Annotated in this window: 15 protein-coding genes; 2 read left to right on the forward strand and 13 right to left on the reverse strand. The window is 37.8% G+C overall.

From position 1 onward, the window contains the following. Nucleotides 1–41 precede the first annotated feature (41 nt). Nucleotides 42–2,099 (forward strand): PP2C family protein-serine/threonine phosphatase, encoded by a 2,058-nt coding sequence (locus tag CH362_RS18350; protein ID WP_100711768.1) that lies wholly within the window; start codon nt 42–44, stop codon nt 2,097–2,099. Here CH362_RS18350 and CH362_RS18355 read toward each other — a convergent pair. The 3 genes from CH362_RS18355 to CH362_RS18365 form a co-directional block, all read right to left on the reverse strand. Continuing rightward, nucleotides 2,096–3,337, reverse strand: coding sequence for an SMP-30/gluconolactonase/LRE family protein (locus tag CH362_RS18355; RefSeq protein WP_100711769.1), 1,242 nt, complete (start codon nt 3,335–3,337; stop codon nt 2,096–2,098). The genes CH362_RS18350 and CH362_RS18355 overlap by 4 nt on opposite strands. Beyond that, nucleotides 3,334–4,221: a M24 family metallopeptidase gene (locus CH362_RS18360; RefSeq protein WP_100711770.1), complete on the reverse strand. Its 888-nt coding sequence runs from the start codon at nt 4,219–4,221 to the stop codon at nt 3,334–3,336. Before CH362_RS18360 ends, CH362_RS18355 begins: the two co-directional genes overlap by 4 nt. An 86-nt stretch (nt 4,222–4,307) precedes the next feature. After that, nucleotides 4,308–5,054, reverse strand: a complete 747-nt coding sequence (locus tag CH362_RS18365; RefSeq protein ID WP_100711771.1) for a helix-turn-helix transcriptional regulator — start codon at nt 5,052–5,054, stop codon at nt 4,308–4,310. Nucleotides 5,055–5,227: 173 nt separating this feature from the next. On the opposite strand from CH362_RS18365, the gene CH362_RS18375 reads away from it, so the two are divergent. Beyond that, nucleotides 5,228–6,355 (forward strand): hypothetical protein, encoded by a 1,128-nt coding sequence (locus CH362_RS18375; RefSeq protein ID WP_100711773.1) that lies wholly within the window; start codon nt 5,228–5,230, stop codon nt 6,353–6,355. Between the two features lie 509 nt (nt 6,356–6,864). On the opposite strand, the gene CH362_RS18380 is transcribed toward CH362_RS18375, so the two are convergent. From CH362_RS18380 to CH362_RS19320, 10 genes are all read right to left on the reverse strand, one after another. Next, nucleotides 6,865–7,770, reverse strand: a complete 906-nt coding sequence (locus CH362_RS18380) for a DUF1016 N-terminal domain-containing protein (protein WP_244280650.1) — start codon at nt 7,768–7,770, stop codon at nt 6,865–6,867. Between the two features lie 198 nt (nt 7,771–7,968). Further along, on the reverse strand, nt 7,969–8,421 hold the full coding sequence (locus CH362_RS18385) for a hypothetical protein (protein ID WP_100711774.1): 453 nt from the start codon (nt 8,419–8,421) through the stop codon (nt 7,969–7,971). A 16-nt stretch (nt 8,422–8,437) separates the two neighbouring features. Then, entirely contained in the window at nt 8,438–9,061 is a 624-nt protein-coding gene (locus tag CH362_RS18390; RefSeq protein WP_100711775.1) for a hypothetical protein, read from the reverse strand. A gap of 13 nt (nt 9,062–9,074) precedes the next feature. Then, on the reverse strand, nt 9,075–13,052 hold the full coding sequence (locus CH362_RS18395; protein WP_100711776.1) for a Hint domain-containing protein: 3,978 nt from the start codon (nt 13,050–13,052) through the stop codon (nt 9,075–9,077). Nucleotides 13,053–13,442: 390 nt separating this feature from the next. Then, nucleotides 13,443–13,763 carry a HigA family addiction module antitoxin gene (locus CH362_RS18400; RefSeq protein ID WP_100711777.1) on the reverse strand — a complete coding sequence of 107 codons (321 nt, stop codon included), beginning with the start codon at nt 13,761–13,763 and terminating at the stop codon, nt 13,443–13,445. 9 nt (nt 13,764–13,772) lie between these two features. Next, entirely contained in the window at nt 13,773–14,054 is a 282-nt protein-coding gene (locus tag CH362_RS18405) for a type II toxin-antitoxin system RelE/ParE family toxin (protein WP_100711778.1), read from the reverse strand. A 110-nt stretch (nt 14,055–14,164) separates the two neighbouring features. Continuing rightward, nucleotides 14,165–15,181, reverse strand: a complete 1,017-nt coding sequence (locus tag CH362_RS18410) for a DUF1016 N-terminal domain-containing protein (protein ID WP_100711784.1) — start codon at nt 15,179–15,181, stop codon at nt 14,165–14,167. A 101-nt stretch (nt 15,182–15,282) separates the two neighbouring features. After that, complete coding sequence (locus CH362_RS18415; protein WP_100711779.1) at nt 15,283–15,735, reverse strand: hypothetical protein; 453 nt, start codon at nt 15,733–15,735, stop codon at nt 15,283–15,285. 333 nt (nt 15,736–16,068) lie between these two features. Next, on the reverse strand, nt 16,069–16,665 hold the full coding sequence (locus CH362_RS18420) for a hypothetical protein (protein WP_100711780.1): 597 nt from the start codon (nt 16,663–16,665) through the stop codon (nt 16,069–16,071). Nucleotides 16,666–16,691: 26 nt separating this feature from the next. Further along, nucleotides 16,692–16,928 (reverse strand): hypothetical protein (locus CH362_RS19320; protein ID WP_208859619.1); only part of this gene is annotated, 237 nt, incomplete at its 5' end.

Genomic DNA, 16,928 nt, shown 5'->3' on the forward strand with positions numbered 1-16,928 from the left:
GCATAAGCCTATTGAAATTTCTCAGCAGGAAGATCCGGATTTTGGGCAAGAATAGAATACCGCATTGGCTCTTAGGATCTACACTATTCTTCTTTTTTTTAGGCTGCCAACCAGGAAGGGAAAGCCCTAAAGTCATACAAGGTATCTTGGATCTTAGGCAATGGAATTTCCAAACGGACGGAAATATCCATCTGGATGGAGAATGGGAATTTTATTGGAATAGGCTTCTTCCAGATACCAATCCTAAAGAACAAACATCCTCAATCTCCTATATAAAGGTCCCATCAAAATGGGACAAAGGACGTAACGTCTCTCATAAATATCCGAGCTATGGTTTTGCAAGTTATAGGGCCAAAGTATTATTGCCTGAAGCAAATACTCAACTCAGTCTTAAGATCTCTTCTATCAGCTCCTCTTATACTTTATTCGTAAATGGAAAAGAGATCTCTAAAGGAGGAAATACAGGAAAAGAAGAATCTGAATATTCTCCAGGTTATAAACCAGGGGTTTTTAGTTTTATCTCAGACAAACCTGAGTTGGAGATTATAATCCATGTTTCGAATTATAAATATTCTAATGGGTCCGGGATCTGGAATCCAATCCAATTAGGAAGTGTTGCTGATATCCAACAACTTTCCTTAAGAGCGACTATGCTGGATTCAATCACGTTCGGGACCTTGTTCGTGATGTCATTATATCATTTTACATTTTATTTAATGAGAAGAAGAGACCCTTCTGCTTTATTCTTTGCTGTGCTTTGCATGTGTATCGCACTTAGAGTTTCCTTTTATGGAGAAAGGATCTTTTATAACGTATTTCCACTTTTCAAAAACTATGAGTTTTCGGTAAGAGGAGAGATACTATTCTTATTTCTACTTTTGCCAGGAACAATTCTGTATGTCCAATCCATATTCAAGGAACAATTCAAAAAGGATAAAGTATTCAATATTATATTTTACTTAAGTCTTCTTTTGGTTTTTTCTGCCGCATTCCTTCCTACAAAATTATTCACAATGTCTTTCTTCATTAATTCTTTAGAAATAATGATGCTTGGAATTTTGACCTATTTGTTTTTTAGATTAGCATTCATGTCTATAAAAAAGATAGAAGGAGCCAGAATTTGTTTTTTCAGCCTAGTAGTAAATTTGATCACAGTAGCAAATGATGTTCTGTATTTGAATAAGTTTATAGATTCTTTCTATATGGTTCATTACGGAGTTCTAGCTCTTGTTCTATCCCAATGCGTATTACTTGCCTCTAGATTTTCCAAAGGATTCGTTCTTGCGGAAGATTTGGGTGTGGAACTTAAAAAACTGAATATAAATTTAGAACAGATCGTAGTTGAAAGGACCGAAAATCTAAACGAATCTTTAAAACTTTTAAAAGGAGACCTTTCTCTTGCTAAAAAGTTACAACAGAAAACTCTGCCCACTCTCAATTTAAACGGAAAGAATGTATCGATTCATCCATATTATCTTCCTATGTCGGAGATAGGAGGAGATTATTACGATATTTTCGAACTGGAGCCGGGTTATTTCAGACTATTCTTGGTAGATGCGACAGGTCATGGAGTGCAAGCAGCACTTCTTACAATGACTATTAAGGCAGAGTTTGAAAGTATCAAGTTCACCAAGGATGAACCTTCTCGTATATTAGAGTTATTAAATGCAGCTTGCTGCCAAAAATATAGAAGTATTAATATTATATTCTCAGCAGTATTAGCTGATATAGATCTGAATAATAATGTTCTGTATTATTCTTCTGCGGGTCATCCTCCTCAGGTTTTAAAACAAAAACAGGAAGGTGCAGATTATTTATATTCCAGAGGGCCAATCATAGGCCTAAAAAAAGAAGCTACCTATAAGAATGTGACAGTGCCTCTTCTTCCGGGGAATAGGATCTTTTTCTTTTCAGATGGTATTTTTGAAGAATTCGATCAGGAAAAAAAGGAATTCGGAGAAAATAGAGTTTTATCTATTTTGAGTAGAAATACTGGTATTCAAGAAGTGGCAGAGGATCTGATCTCTGAACTACAAATTTTTGTAGGACCGAGAGGTTTTCAGGATGATGTCACTTTACTTGCAGTAGAAGTGCATTAAAATTCCTTAATTTTCAAAGAAGCTATAGGCAAAGAGTATAACCCTCTCGAAGTTTTGTCGAAAGAAGGGAAATACACCCTGTCCTCGAATGGGACAGAAACTGAGATATCCTTAATTTTAGACCCATCATGCATTGAATAGTAAAGAGGCTTTTTGCCACTCTGATCAATTATGAGTATTCCTGTATTATGAGAGATGGGCAAAATTTTCTGAGGCAATGATAGTATTACTTTTTTAAGCCAAGGATTTTTATGAACAAAGTTGACAAGCCCAGATCTTTTTTTGATAATTCCAGTCCACATCCTTCCGCTTTCGTCTCTTTCCAATCCATCTGCAAGACCAGGAAGATTTTCGAATAGTATTTCTGAACTTCCTTGATTCTTCCCAGAAAGAAATGCTCGGATAATTCTAAACTTAGTTGTTTCAGTGAATACAACTGACTCTTCCTTTCCTTCAGAACTTTTTTCGAGAAGTATCCCATCTACGAAAGTAAATCCGCTCAATACAAGTGAGATCGTATTTTTATTTCTATCCAACATCCAAAGTTTTCCATGCGGGTAAAGTCCTATTGCTTCTGGGACAGCGCCACTCCCCATGGCGGCATCCACTCTTTCAAATGGTTCAGTGATATAGATACGATTTCCATCTTCGGAGACAGCCAGATCATTGCATAAAGAGAATGGTCTTGAATTGGAAGAATTTAGATCTTGGAGGGATACAGTTGGCATATCTAAGAACGAATACACTTTTTCAAATTCTTCTTTTTCTAATTTAGGAAGATCTAAAATTATCGATTCTATCTTTTTAGTTTCAGTATCTACTTCATAGAGACCTACTCTATCTTTTTCTTCGTAGGTTTCACCTCCGAGTCTGGAAGCACATACTAAAATTTTACTTTTGCTCTTATCTGAATATTGCATTCCGGCGGGATTGACTGGTGGTTTTACCCATTGTTCTGCCTTTCCGGTTTTAAAATTTAATCTCCAGATCCAACCATCCATTCCGGAAGCATATCCAAGCCCTTTGGGACGATCGAAAATTAGATCATCATGCCCAGGCAAATCAGTCATTTCGACTTTTAGCCCGCTTTTAAACGGATCTTGTTTGTCTTGTACTTCTGAGATGGAAGAAGGAACATCTCCCAATTTATAAGGCTCTCCTATTTTGATCCCGGAAGGATTACATGTATAAACAAGGATAAAAGTGGATAATATTATAATTTTATGATTCGATTTCATACTGCTTCCAATAATTTTCCGTATTTTTGAACATGAGGAACTTGCTCATCCAACCAATATGCTTTGTCTTTTTCTACCACAAGGATCTCTTCGAATTTAAAGCCCGTTTTTCCTCTTCCTAAATGAGGTTCAATCGCCCAAAGACCAGTCTTTTCCCCTTCATGATCCGGAGTCAAAAGTTCGGGAAGTACCTTATGACTAAGAAATTCAAAGGATCCCTGTAGACTAAACCAACTTGCAAAACTAACAGGCAATATGGGAAAAGAAATATTAGGTAAATGTACTTTATAAACTCTATGTCCAAGAACTGCAAATGGATACAAAGAGTGAACATTATCGAATCCATTTTGTTTTGCATCCTGATCTATCTTATGCCAGATCTCAGAAGAACTCATAGAAGAAGAAAATAGTTTAGGAAGTTCTGCCCTGAGTTTTAATAGATATCTCATTCCGTTATCCAACTCAGTATTTTTATTTAGAGATGAAGAATATCCAATGTCACCGATATATCCATCCACAACGGGAGACACATCTAAAATGAAAGATTCGTCTGCTTGTAATCTTCTTTTACTTGGATGGAATTGAGTGAATCTTTTATAACCGTCAAATCTTGCATGTTCTCCGAACCAAGCAAAAGGACGATGTAAGAATGCTTTGACTCCATGATCTCTCAAGAATGTTTCCATTCGTTTCACTGCTTGTATTTCGGTCCAACCTTCTCGTATTTCCTTTTCTGTCTCGGTAACACATTGGTAGGCCAATCTCTGGGCTTTTAAAAATCCTTCCTTTTCTTCTTGGGTAGGAGTGTGGATAGATTTGGAAGTGTATTTGGAAATTTTGGAGGAGAGTTTGGATAATAATCCTTTTCTTCTTTCTATTGGCATATAGTTTCTCTAAGCTCGAATAGAAGAAGAGTAACAGAGAGAAGAAAGTTCTGCTTGAATGATTCCGGTATGAAGTAAAATTTAAATTAGATCAGATCACCAGATTCGCAAAACCGAACCTCGATAGATTTTAGATGTCCGAAAAATAAAGAAGGAACAAATCCAAAATTTTCTTTAAAAGTCCGAGTGAAATGTGCCGAGTCGGAGAAACCCGCGGAATGTGCTGCCTCTGTAAGGCTCTTACCTTCTTTCAAAAGTTTTGCTGCTTCTAAGATCCGAACCCATAATAAGTATCTGCGCATCGGGATCCCTAAATTTTCCTTAAAAAGACGGATCAACCTGTCTTCTGAAACAGAAAAATTTTTACCTATCTCCTTCATTCGAATACTATCAGGCAATTCCTTACGGATCATATTTGCGATCTGGACAATTCTTTCATCCGTGACCTTTTCTAATTTTTGAAATGGAAAAACTGCTCTAAGCATATCTAAATGTAATTCCCAAGCTTCCTCATCATTTAGTTTTCCGTAATATAATTCCCAAAGTCTCTCGATTAAAGGCAAGAAAGGAGAGATATCCAACTTCTTCACTTCTCCTACTTTTGCAAACTTTGAGATGGATGAATATTCGTAGGTTTCCGGATCAATGAGTAAGGCGATCATCTCCACGCCAGGAGAAACAGTTTTATGATATGTATTGGGACCTACCAAGGCCGCGCGATATTCTTCTTTTCCTTTTTCAGTTTCGATATGGATGTTATTTTTTAAGGAAATGGCCAAGGTAGCTGCATAATGGGTATGGAAATCTGTCTGCATGGAATTCGTAACAAACATCACTCGACCATTCCATAGATATACAATTCCTCTACTTTCAAAATCCATATAAGATTATAACCTATTTGGGTTATTTCACACTTCCTTTCAATTTTAATTTTGTTGTCCTGATAAGACCCTAAAAATTCTATATTATTAGTTAATAAAAAGTAAGCCTGTTTGAATTTCGGATAATGTATCAACTTCTAATATCATTTATATTCTTTTTTATAATATTCACATCCTGCTTCCAATCTTCCGGGAACCCACAACTGGAACAACTAACTACGCTCGCAGCAGTTTCCGGAATTTCCTCTTCCGGAGGACAAATTGAGATCCCGGAAGAGGCTCCAAAGATTGAAATTCTTTCTGTTAGTCCTGAAAATTACAAACCGGGAGATTTGGTTACAGTTAATTATAAGATCTCTCAGGTAGGTACTGGAATGTGGACAGGGCCTGTCTCTTTTTATCTAGCTGATAGTAATAATTGTATGGGATCTTGCCTCTCCATAAGGGATACACTCAATAATCCATGGACAACACAAGATATTGGAAATTTTACGAGCTACTTCAATTCTACTTCTTGGCCATATGGAAATTACAATTTTTCTCTTCTCGTGAATAATCAAATTGTAGCAAAGTCGAAACCATTAGAAAGTATGATCACTCACGTGACTGCATCTACATTGACGATGAATGGTTCTGCTTTGAGCGTAACGATCAATTCCGCAGCGGACGAAAAACTTTATAAGCTAAATGTTGGACCTACATATAAAGATTTTATAGTCGGTATTGATTTAGTAGAATTCGAATCGATCAGCAATGCCTCACTGTACCCGCCTGGTTCAAACGGATCCGATATTATGAAAAACACCTCGATATCTCCAGGTGGATCATTGACTTCAAAAAATTCCATCCATTATCCGCAAGCAACAGGGAATTATGAAATTCTACTTGTTGATAAATCAGGATCTTTTCCCGTTTCGTTTACGATACAGGCAAAAAACACATCCGTATCCGGAGGTGGAAGTTGTAATAATGTTGGTTCTATTTTTGATAGTGAAGGTTGTACGGATCATGTTGTTGGTACACTTATGACGTCTGACATATGCGATAATGGTGCCGGTGCCTGGAGTTCAACTCAAACCTGTGCCCAAAGAAATCCAGGGCTCACTGTATCAGGAAAATGTACTTCGTTTGAATTTATTTCTTTTTGGAATTACGAATTCGTAACCAGAACAACTTATTCGAATACTTCCAGCCCGGTTAGTACTGCAACTGCTAACAGCAATTGTAGCGATGGTTTATTCCAAGCGAATTGAACTTCACTTTAATTTAGAGCAAAAAAGGAAGTTAATCCTCGAATCGGACTCTTGCGCAGTGCATTCTTTCCTCTTGCGGTGTCATTCCAAAGGCTAACTTAGCCTCGCCTTTAATGTTCGCCCAGATCTTCTCAAACATACCTTCCGCTGACTTGGGCAACCCCCTCGACAAGCTCGGGACCGGGCTACTTCGGGTTCGCTATTCGCTCATCCCTTCGCTACTCTTACTTAAAGCTATAACTCATACTTATAATCTTGCTCGGGACTAAAGCCCTACGTATCCCTGTCGCTTACTTTAAAAGCATGGTTTATCTCTTCTAATTCAGATCCCTCTTCATTAGAAAATCGTTGTTAAAGAACTTAAGGCCTCTCTGCACAATTGTGCAGTTAGCCCTATTACTGTAAAAGGCCTGAACCAATCTATTAGATCAGTCAGGCCTTTTACCTTTTATATCATACTTTGATAATGTCTGTCAAACAGCTTTCTAAATATTACCTTTAAATGATTATTATTCTTCTATGATAGGGTTTTCTGATGAACTCCCAAGTTCTTGGTTCAGAAAGATACCTGTCTTCAATATGGTCGCTATATCATCATTCTTATTTGATGAATAAAGAACATCGCCTACGTATCGACCATAGATGTCCTTTCCTTTGCTCTTTACTATTACCTGTTTACCCTTAGGGAGTTTCTTTTCGAGAAAGTGGAAGGAACTCTTACCTTCTTTTGTACCAAGTTCAGCAGCCCAAACTTTATGTAATCTGATTCTCTGCCTGGATGTTAAGTCAAAACCCAGGTTTAGTTGTACTATGATCGTATCTCCGTCTACAACTCGCTCCACTTGGCCTGAGTATATGTAAAGGGTTGCATCCTTCGAGTTTAGTTTTGTTAGAATATTCTTACCATGCTTTTTACTAACTTCTACTAAAGTATTCTCTTTAAACTTAATTTTGCTTTCTAAGCTTAGGTAACAATAAAATCCTAAGTCCAGGCTAAGTTTCCTTGAAATTGTTTTAATGATTTTATAATGGTTTAACTTTCCAGTTGGACGGTCCCATCTAGGCGTTTTGCCTACATATAACTCACCGGATTCTCTCAGGCGAATCACAAGGTCTTCTAAGGTCCAGTTGTTTCGGATTATTTCTGTTTCTAATGTTTTACGAAGTTTCGCATCTTCTATTCCAGATAGTATTCTGTAATAACTCCAGTTGAGATTGGGATTAACCTTTGATTCTCCGTATACCTCATAGAACTTCTTAGCATAGAATAACATTCTCTCCGAAAAACCTCGTTTGAGTTTCTTTTTTAACTCTGTAGAGAGGATCTTGATCCAGCTTCCTTTGCTTCTTTCTGTTGTATTTAAACCTTTCTCTACTTGGTTGAGCAGCTTGCCTAACTCTCGATTTGCTTGTATGACGTAGGAGTTCTTTCCTAGTGCAGTATCATTACCTAATCTCTAATAGAGCTTAATGATCTTATTCGAGAGAATATTTAGGGCCTTCTTGTCCATTGGAATGCGCTTTGATCACAAGGAGGATATAATAAAAAAACTCCCCGGCAATTGGGGAGTTTTTAACAAAAATAAGATATTATGCAATTCTAATTTGTAAACTTAAGGCCTTCCGCGTTTGCAAGTCTTCAATACCTTATCATCTACTTCATTTGTCTTCGTATCATAAGGAGTAAACTGGAGGTATTTAATCGTGTCGCCCACTCGCAAGGTTATAACGTAAGAATCCCCTCCGCATTCATCTAATCCTTCGATCTTGTCGAAATTATCTCTATCTGAATCTAAGACTGGAGAATACTTCTGAAGAAACGGAAAGGTGTCCTTACTTTTCTTCGCTCCGAAGTAGTAATAATAACCATCAAAGGCTCCTTTTGGCCGTTTTAGAATGACGTATGCGAGCTTTTCTCCTGATACAAGAGCTGTTCCGGATTCTTTGGTTGAATATGCAATTATATCTTCATTTGAGGAACCCTGATATATCAAATAACCTAAATATACAATGACAACTAAAAGAATTAGGATAACTATCAAGTATAATTGTTGGATAAATTTCATATACTAATCTCTTAAATTAAGGCTTACCTTCCTTATGACGCTGTGTCTCTTCCTTCCCAAAGGTTTCTTGTTCCTTTTGAAATTCTAATTTCTTTTGTAACTCGTCGTAGCATTCTGAAAAAGTTTCATCTTGCTGCAGGCTTCCATACGCTATCAATTTCCCACTCTTCTTTCTATCATTTTTAGCCTCTTGCAAAGCCGTCTCTGATGAAACATTACTATAGTCAAATGAAAAGAAAAGCTGCTTATCTCCATCATCAACTATCTTTCTCAAATAAAGAGTCTCACCCCCGCGAGATATCGAATATTCGAGATCAGATTTTTTCTGAATTGTTAATTCGATAAAGTCACTTTCTTTCCTATCCGCATATACAATCTTACTTTTCTTAGCATCTTCGTCTAACTCTAAACAGACATCAAAATATTCGTTAGCAGTAGGATAACCTAAAAACCTCCTCAGCTGGTTACGAACAATGTCCCATCCGCCAGAAATAACATAGAGGGAAAGTTTCTTCGAACTTTTATTCTCATAGATTTTATTTTGCTGCGAACTACCTGCCTCCAAAGCATTCGAATCCTTTTCTTTACAGAAAAAAATGAAAAAACATAAAACAAAAATGGTATTTCGTAAAATCAACATCACTTACCCCTATTTACAACATAACTCTATGAATGAATTTATTCATATCATAATATTCAAACAATGATTTACCTTTAACTGTTCCATCTGTATGATCGTAAATTTTTAAACCAAATTTTCCATCCGAAAGCCTAACTACTTTCGCAGTCAAATAGTGATTTGCTCCTCCTTTCCTGTCCGTGTCAACATGTAATTGAACAACAGATCCCTCCCTAATCTTTCCAACACTAACGCTTTCAGTTATAAAATTCTCAATACTATGAACTGAAAGTTTTTGCATATCCTCATTGATTCGATTAAGATTATAAGATGGAAACACACCCCGTTCATGCGCTCCAGGATTTTCCCCTCCTTGATCTAAGACCGGCGCGGGTCCGCCAGGAAGCCACTGGCCGAATTTGTCATTTCTTCCATAGTCCATCTTAGTCATATCCACATCTCCCGTTCGGAAGCGATCTGTCATATACTGCGCAAAACTACCTTCATAGGCTCCATTCATAATCCCTTGAACGTAACCTGCATACATCTTACACACGGGAGAACCAAATGAATTTCCAACCTCTGCCGCATCTTTGGCCCCAAAAATCAAACTCTTCACTGCTTCAAAACGGGCTTTTGCTTCGCTATCTGTTCCCCACACTTTCGAATCAAATGTAAACCTTTCTCCCTTACGCCCGAATGTCTCACGCATATTCTCTACAGTGGCAGCCATTTGAAGCTTCAAGCCTTCATTCGCCCCATGTTGTGTTGCATATTTAGGATCCACCAAACGATTGTACAAGGCATTCTTTAGTTCACTTTTCTCCGACGCACTTAAATTCGGATTCTCCTCTATCTTCCGAATGGAATATGCTTCAAAAGCACGCTCCGTCGTAGTTTTGTATCTTTCAGCATTTTGGTATGGAGATTTTTTTATAAATTCATCTTTTGATTTGACATCTTTTTCGCCGGGCCCGGTTCTAAACTCTGTTAGCTTACTGGTCTCCATTTCTTTGATGGCTTGATTACGACGAGATTCCATAATCCCTTGCCCTCTAAAGAGATTCGTTGCACCATCAAGAAAACTATTTACCAATCCACCACCTGAATTCTCACGAACTCCAAGAATGTTTTTCACACTAGTCTCATTTAAGGTTCCGAAATTTTCTCTATTACTAACGTAGAGGCCAGTGTTAGGATCGGAATTACCGTATTTCGCGGTCAATCGCAGGTTCTCAGTTATTCTTTCTTTCTCCCCTTCACTCACTGATATCAATTTGCCCGAACCATCAGTAGACATTTTAAAATATTCTAATATAGTTTTTTCACCAAAGCCGAGGAAATTCGCTTCTACATGCTTAGACTTGGCAAGTAATCCTTCAACTGTAACGCTAAACTGTTCTTTATGACCATCTATTCCGGTTCGTTCATAAATAAAGATTCCTGTTTCTGGGTCTCGAGTAGAGTAATAAGTTTTATCACCTATTTTAATTGAGTCATAAACTCGCCTTCCCTCTCTAGTCTCAGTGCTTCCGCCGTAGCGCAACTGTCCTATTTCAGAATTAGGAAAAAGTTCCACTCGGCGTTCTAAATTCTTACCCTTTCCTATTGTTGCGAGGTCTTCGAGCTTGGACGCTCTCGGATTTTCATCTGCAATCCGAACTCTTTCTTCAGATGTAAATTTCTTTCCGTCCAAATTTAGTATTTCAGATTCAACCCTACCATCTGAATTCGTAATTGTTTTTTCCAAGAACCCATCTGAAGCAACTCTAATACTTTCTTTAACGCCTTCTTTATTTGTCCTTTCATAAGCAACTCGACCTTCATTATCTTTAGTAAGATAATATACTTCTTTGCCTACACGAATGGAATCATACTTACGATTGGATTCATCGCCATTTTGTAGAAAAACAACTTCTTGTCCAGGTAGTCCAGAAGGGAGAATAGATTCCTTTTTCACCTTATCTGCTAACCTATTCAGTTCGGTAGCAGATTTATTAGAATCTGCTATTTCGATCCTTCGTTCCGGAGAAACCGCTTTACCATCCAATGTCAAATGTTCAACTGATTTACTACTGTCCTGATTTGTTACAGTGCGCTCAAATATTCCTTCACCGCGAATTGAGATGCTTTCTTTTACTCCACCGAGCCCGACTCTCTCAAAAGATATCTTTCCACTTGTTTCGTCTACAGTCTTATAATAAGAATGTTCGCCTACCTTCAAGATATCAACTGACTTGCCTATTCCTTTAACTTTATCACCCTTGTTGATCGCATTGACCTGCTCGGAATTAAAATGATCCGAATTCTTTCCCGCTATACTTGTTGCAGCTACTGCGTCCTTATGTGAATCTCTTAAGCGTATTTGATCTTCAGGAGTAACAGGATCCTTTCCATTAGCTTTGAGTAAATCCGTCGATACGATCTTATCCCCAACAACTACTTGTTTTTCGATAACAGCTTCTGAACCAATCTGTTTTAGACTTAGTATTTCTCTCAAACCGTTTGCACGATTCCTCTCGTAAGTTACGTCATTCCCTTTTACGGTTTTCTCATAAGCAATTCCATCGACCTTGATTGTATCGTAACCTTTAGATTTCGGATTATTTAGCTCATTTGCCTTCTTAAGAGAGATCGTTTCAGATGCCTTCTTCGAATTATCTAAGAATGCAATGTCAGAACCCTTCTTACCTGCATCTACAATTCTCTCTCTACCTTCAGGAGTGACTTCCTCTCGACCATTCGGTTTCAGGAACTTTTCTGGTAATACTTCTCCGTTGGATCTAACTGCTGTCTTATGCAATAATCCATCTGACAGAATCGAAATGCTTTCTTTGACACCGTTCGCTGTTCTCTCAAAGAAAACTTCGTTACCTTTTATGACTCGGTCATAAGCAAGACCATCGACCTTGATCGATGTTAACTTTTTATTATTCGGATCGGTTAATTCCTTAACTCGTCTCTCAGGCAATGCATCCAATGGCGCGGATTTCCCGTTCTTCGTATATTCCGCAAGATCTGTTCCTGATTTCACTGAATCAGTAAATCTATCCGCTATACGAACAACTGCATCGTGCCCTAAGACTTCTCCGGAAGGATTTAAATATTCTGTCGTCGTCTTAGGCGACATCTTGATCATTCCCCAGAGTTTACTTTCAGCTGGTGAATGGGTAGTTCGCTTGATCATTCCCTCAGGTGTTACTTGCAGAACAACCTTCTCTCCATTGGTCAGCTTACTTTCAAAAGATACGTTGCCCTTTCCATCTACTACCTTCTCATAAGTCCTACCATCCATCGTTAACTTCTGGTATTTCGGTTCTTTATTTACGGTAGTTAATCCTTTAACGTCGTTCGAAGGAAGTAGCTCTAATTTCGGATTTACTTCATAATTATGCACAAGCAACCCAGTTCTCGTCACAAAGTAACTATGATCTCCCTCCACCTCGATGTTATACACCTTCTCTGGGCGGATCACTCTCTCTATCTTCGCAATCCCTGCAGTTCCCTCGTACAACTCATTCCAAGGTGTAACCGTTGCCTTATTATTAAGAGCAGCAAGTGAGATACTCATCTGAGGTCTATCACTCATCTCTCTCAGGATCGCTGCATTACGAATACTAGATGCTGTTACGGATCTTTGTTCTGGATTTAAGAACTTAGCCTGAGTCCAGCCCTCTCCCTTAATATAGAATGGGTGGTTCCAGGTGGTTTCTACTTCCGTTCCATTTGTATATGTGATCTTATAGATTGCTGGAACATCGTGGATAAATGTTTCTGTGATTTTATTGTAGGATAGTATCCCTGTCTTCTCATTATGGGATAATACATAGTCTCCTACTTTCAGTTTATCTATTGCTGTATAGCCTTCTTTTGTTCTGATTAATGTCCCTGCTACAAAGCATGTATCAAACTCTAACTGGCCTTTTTCATTTACTCGGATTTGGCCTGTATCGCTCATTCCGAACACTAACTTGGCCTCGCCTTTGATGTTCGACCAGATCTTCTCAAACATGCCTTCTGCTGACTTGGGCGACTCCCGCGTTGCGCGGGACCGGGCTTCTCCGGGTTCGCTATTCGCTCATCCCTTCGCTACTCTTACTTAAAGCTAAGACTCATGCTTATAATCATGCTCGGGACTAAAGCCCTACGTATCCCTGTCGCTTACTTTAAAAGCAGGATTTTATCTCTTCTAATTCAGATCCCTCTTCATTAGAAAATCGTTGTTAAAGAACTTTTACCTTCTCTGCACAATTGTGCAGTTGGCCTTATTACTACAAAAGGCTCAAACCAATCCGAAGATTGATCGAGCCTTTTGCCTTTTATATGATACTTTGATAATTTATGTCAAACTTCTTTCGAAATATTACCTTTAAATGATTATTCTTATTCGGTGATGCCTAGCTCAATGAGCAGTAGAAACTAGTTCTTTTTTAATAGGCTTTATCTTTGCATATTCCAATTTCTTCGCCCTGGCAAGTTCCTCTAAATCGAAAGCCCTTTGATAGTTCAGCCAATACTCTGGACTCATATTGAAATATCGAGCTAACCTCATTGCTGTATCTGGCGTGATTGATTTCTTTCCGTGAATAATTTGTGAAATCAAACTTTCCGATACTCCAAGCTCTTTCGATAGCCTATATGCAGATATAGAGAGTGGTTCCAAAAAATCATATTTTAATACATCTCCAGGATGAGGATTCTTCACTGTCTTTGCCTTCTTCATCTCTTTACCTCAAGCATGATAATCCACAATTTCTACGTCGTGGGGACCTTCTGTCTTCCATACAAAACATATTCTGAATTGGTCATTGATTCGTATGGAATGTTGTCCTTTTCTGTCTCCCTTTAAAGCTTCCAATCGATTTCCAGGCGGACTACGTAGATCAGTCAGATTCGTAGCTGAATCCAAAGATCTCAACTTTCTTCGGGCAACATCCTCAAAGGCTTTAAACTCCTTCTCCGAATAACCGTGAAAAAGGTTTTCGACACTTTTATCCTTAAAAGATTGGATCATTCTACTTATATGTAGACTACATTTACTTTACCTTTTGTAAAGTATTTTTAAAAGAATTTGATAGGTTTTCCATATCAAAAGGAAGTGCAGAGAAGCTTTCTAAAAATACTTTATACTCGATTCTCTCCTTCCTCTACAATAGGGTTCTCCGATGAACCCCCAAGTTCTTGGTTCAGAAAGATACCCTTCTTCAATATGGTCGCTATATCATCATTCTTATTCGGAGAATAAAGAACATCGCCTACGTATCTTCCGTAGATGTCCTTTCCCTTACTCTTCACAATAACAGCCCTACCTGCTTTAAGCTTTTTCTCTAAGGCATGAAAGGCCGTTTCTCCTTCTTTTGTTCCAAGTTCCGCTGCCCATACCTTATGTAATCGTATCCTTTGTCTCGATGTTAAGTCGAAACCAAGGTTTAGTTGTACAATGACCGTATCTCCATCTACTACTCGCTCAACTTGGCCTGAGTAGATATAGAGGCTGGCATTCTTCGAATCAATCTTAGTGAATACAGTCTTATTGTTCTTTTTCGTTACCTCTACTAGATGACCTTCCTTAAACTTGCTTTCTCCCTCTAAGCCTAGGTAACAATAAAATCCTAAGTCCAAGCGAAGTTTTCCTGAAGCTGTTTTAACGATTTTATAATGATTTAACTTTCCGGTTGGACGGTCCCATCTAGGTGTTTTGCCTAGGTAAAGCTCCCCGGATTCCCTTAGGCGGATCACAAGGTCTTCTAAGGTCCAATTGTTTTGGATTGTTTCCGCTTCTAAAGTCTTGCGAAGTTTAGTATCTTCTATGCCAGAAAGTATTCGGTAGTAGCTCCAACTAAGATTGGGATTAACTTTAGATTCTCCATATACTTCGTAGAATTTCTTAGCGTAAAAGAGCATTCTCTCAGAAAAACCACGTTTGAGTTTCTTTTTTAGCTCTGTAGAGAGGATTTTGATCCAGCTGCCCTTCTTTCTCTCTGTTGTGCTTAAACCTTTCTCTACTTGGTTGAGTAGCTTGCCTAACTCTCGATTGGCTTGTATAACGTAGGCATTCTTTCCAAGTGTGGTATCATTACCTAATCTCTCATAAAGTTCGATGATCTTTTGAGAGAGTTTGGTTAGGTCTTTCTTATCCATCTGGAATATGATTTGGTTACGAGGAGGTAAAATATAAAAACTCCCCAGCGATTGGAGAGTTTTTAAAGGAAATACGATATTATGCAATTCTAATTTGTGATCTATGGCCTTCCACGTTTACAAGTCTTCAATACTTTCTCGTCTACTTCATTTGTATTCTTATCATAAGGGTTAAATTGAAGGTATTTAATTGTGTCACCGACTCTTAAAGTTAGAACGTAAGAATCTCCCTCACACTCATCCAATCCTTCGATTTTATCAAATTTATCTTTATCCGAATCTAAAACAGGAGTATATTTTTGGATAAATGGAAAGGTATCCTTACTTTTCTTCACCCCGAAATAGTAGTAATAACCTCCGAAGGACCCTTTAGGTCTTTTTAGAATGACGTATGCCAGTTTATCGCCCGATGCAAGAGCGGTATCTGATTCTTTGGTAGCGTATTCGATTGTGTCTTCGATTGAAGACTCATTAAGCAGAAGGTTTCCAAAATATAAAGTCGTTCCCAAAAGAACTAATATTGCAGTAATCAAAGCAAGCATGCACTGTTTCATACTTAATTCAATTTTCTATTTTAATTCTCAACTTAAGTTTCATAAAATCAAGTTAGCAGGTTTAATGTAGTTCCGTATGGCGGAACAGATCTTTTAAAAGGGAATTTAAGATCATATCTCGATCTTCATGCCCCCACTCGGTTATTTTCGAATATATCTACTATGATAACCTTTGGAGGCTTCATCTAGCCTTGAACAAAAATTCGCCAGCTGGAAGGCTTATCTCCATTTCTCAGGCTCCTCCAAGATAGCCTTAGGTCTTGGAGGTTTATATCAATGATTGACTGTTAGATGAACTTCATCGAATATTCGACGGTTTTTGAACTAAAGCATTTATTTCCCTTCCCGATGACGCTTAGCTTCTTCTTCTCCAAACGTCTTTTGCTCTTTTTGGAATTCTACCTTTTGCAGCATCTCCAAATAGCATCGATCTAAATTCTTTCCCTTCAATTCCGTTCCATAAGTAACACTTATTCCAGCTTTTTCACTTTCAAGTGCAGCTTGAACGCTCTGTTCTGAATCAACATTATCATGACTGAATGTGAGTAGAAGTCGAGAGCGACTTCCTTGCATATATTTCCTTAAATAAAGAGTTTTCCCACTATATTCTACTGAATAAACTGATTCTTTTACTATATTGAAAGAAAGATTTTTAGATTCACTCGATTTAAAGTCAGAATAAATAATTCGAATTAACTTATTCTCTTCACTTATCTCAAGGCACGCTTCTAATCGATTATTCGGCCTTGGAGATCCGACAAAATCTCTCAATGATGCATTTGTAAATTCATTATCCGGGATTCCATAAATCGAAAATTGCCGGGGCTGAATATTTTCGTTAGAACTTTTCCCTTTAATCTCATTCTCAGATTGTTTATCTTTACAAAGAAAAATTAGCAAACACATCGCCACTAAAAGAATTCGATACATAAAATAGAGTTCCTCTTTCCAGTAATTTATAGCATAATCCGATGGATTGCTTTTCTATATTCTCTGTAATAATCCCTGATACTAATGTCTTTTATTTTACTATCAGTGTGATCAAAAATTGCCAAATCAAAAGTCCCATTTGACTTCTTCACTACTCTTGCTGTAATATAATGATTGGCTCCTCCGACTCCATCAGTGTCAACATATAATTGGACTACTGACCCTTCCCTTACTCTACCAACATTAAAACTTTCAGTTAGGAA

Origin of the sequence: Leptospira saintgironsiae, assembly GCF_002811765.1 — a bacterium.
Lineage (GTDB): Bacteria > Spirochaetota > Leptospiria > Leptospirales > Leptospiraceae > Leptospira_B > Leptospira_B saintgironsiae.

Excerpts from the sequence above, each read along its gene's own strand:
- CH362_RS18400 (WP_100711777.1), bottom strand. The coding sequence starts at position 13,763 with ATGAAGAAGGCAAAGACAGTGAAGAATCCTCATCCTGGAGATGTATTA.
- CH362_RS18410 (WP_100711784.1), bottom strand. The coding sequence starts at position 15,181 with ATGGATAAGAAAGACCTAACCAAACTCTCTCAAAAGATCATCGAACTT.
- CH362_RS18420 (WP_100711780.1), bottom strand. The coding sequence starts at position 16,665 with ATGTATCGAATTCTTTTAGTGGCGATGTGTTTGCTAATTTTTCTTTGT.
- CH362_RS18375 (WP_100711773.1), top strand. The coding sequence starts at position 5,228 with ATGTATCAACTTCTAATATCATTTATATTCTTTTTTATAATATTCACA.
- CH362_RS18395 (WP_100711776.1), bottom strand. The coding sequence starts at position 13,052 with ATGTTTGAGAAGATCTGGTCGAACATCAAAGGCGAGGCCAAGTTAGTG.
- CH362_RS18405 (WP_100711778.1), bottom strand. The coding sequence starts at position 14,054 with ATGATCCAATCTTTTAAGGATAAAAGTGTCGAAAACCTTTTTCACGGT.
- CH362_RS18390 (WP_100711775.1), bottom strand. The coding sequence starts at position 9,061 with ATGTTGATTTTACGAAATACCATTTTTGTTTTATGTTTTTTCATTTTT.
- CH362_RS18415 (WP_100711779.1), bottom strand. The coding sequence starts at position 15,735 with ATGAAACAGTGCATGCTTGCTTTGATTACTGCAATATTAGTTCTTTTG.
- CH362_RS18365 (WP_100711771.1), bottom strand. The coding sequence starts at position 5,054 with ATGTTTGTTACGAATTCCATGCAGACAGATTTCCATACCCATTATGCA.
- CH362_RS18355 (WP_100711769.1), bottom strand. The coding sequence starts at position 3,337 with ATGAAATCGAATCATAAAATTATAATATTATCCACTTTTATCCTTGTT.
- CH362_RS18385 (WP_100711774.1), bottom strand. The coding sequence starts at position 8,421 with ATGAAATTTATCCAACAATTATACTTGATAGTTATCCTAATTCTTTTA.
- CH362_RS18360 (WP_100711770.1), bottom strand. The coding sequence starts at position 4,221 with ATGCCAATAGAAAGAAGAAAAGGATTATTATCCAAACTCTCCTCCAAA.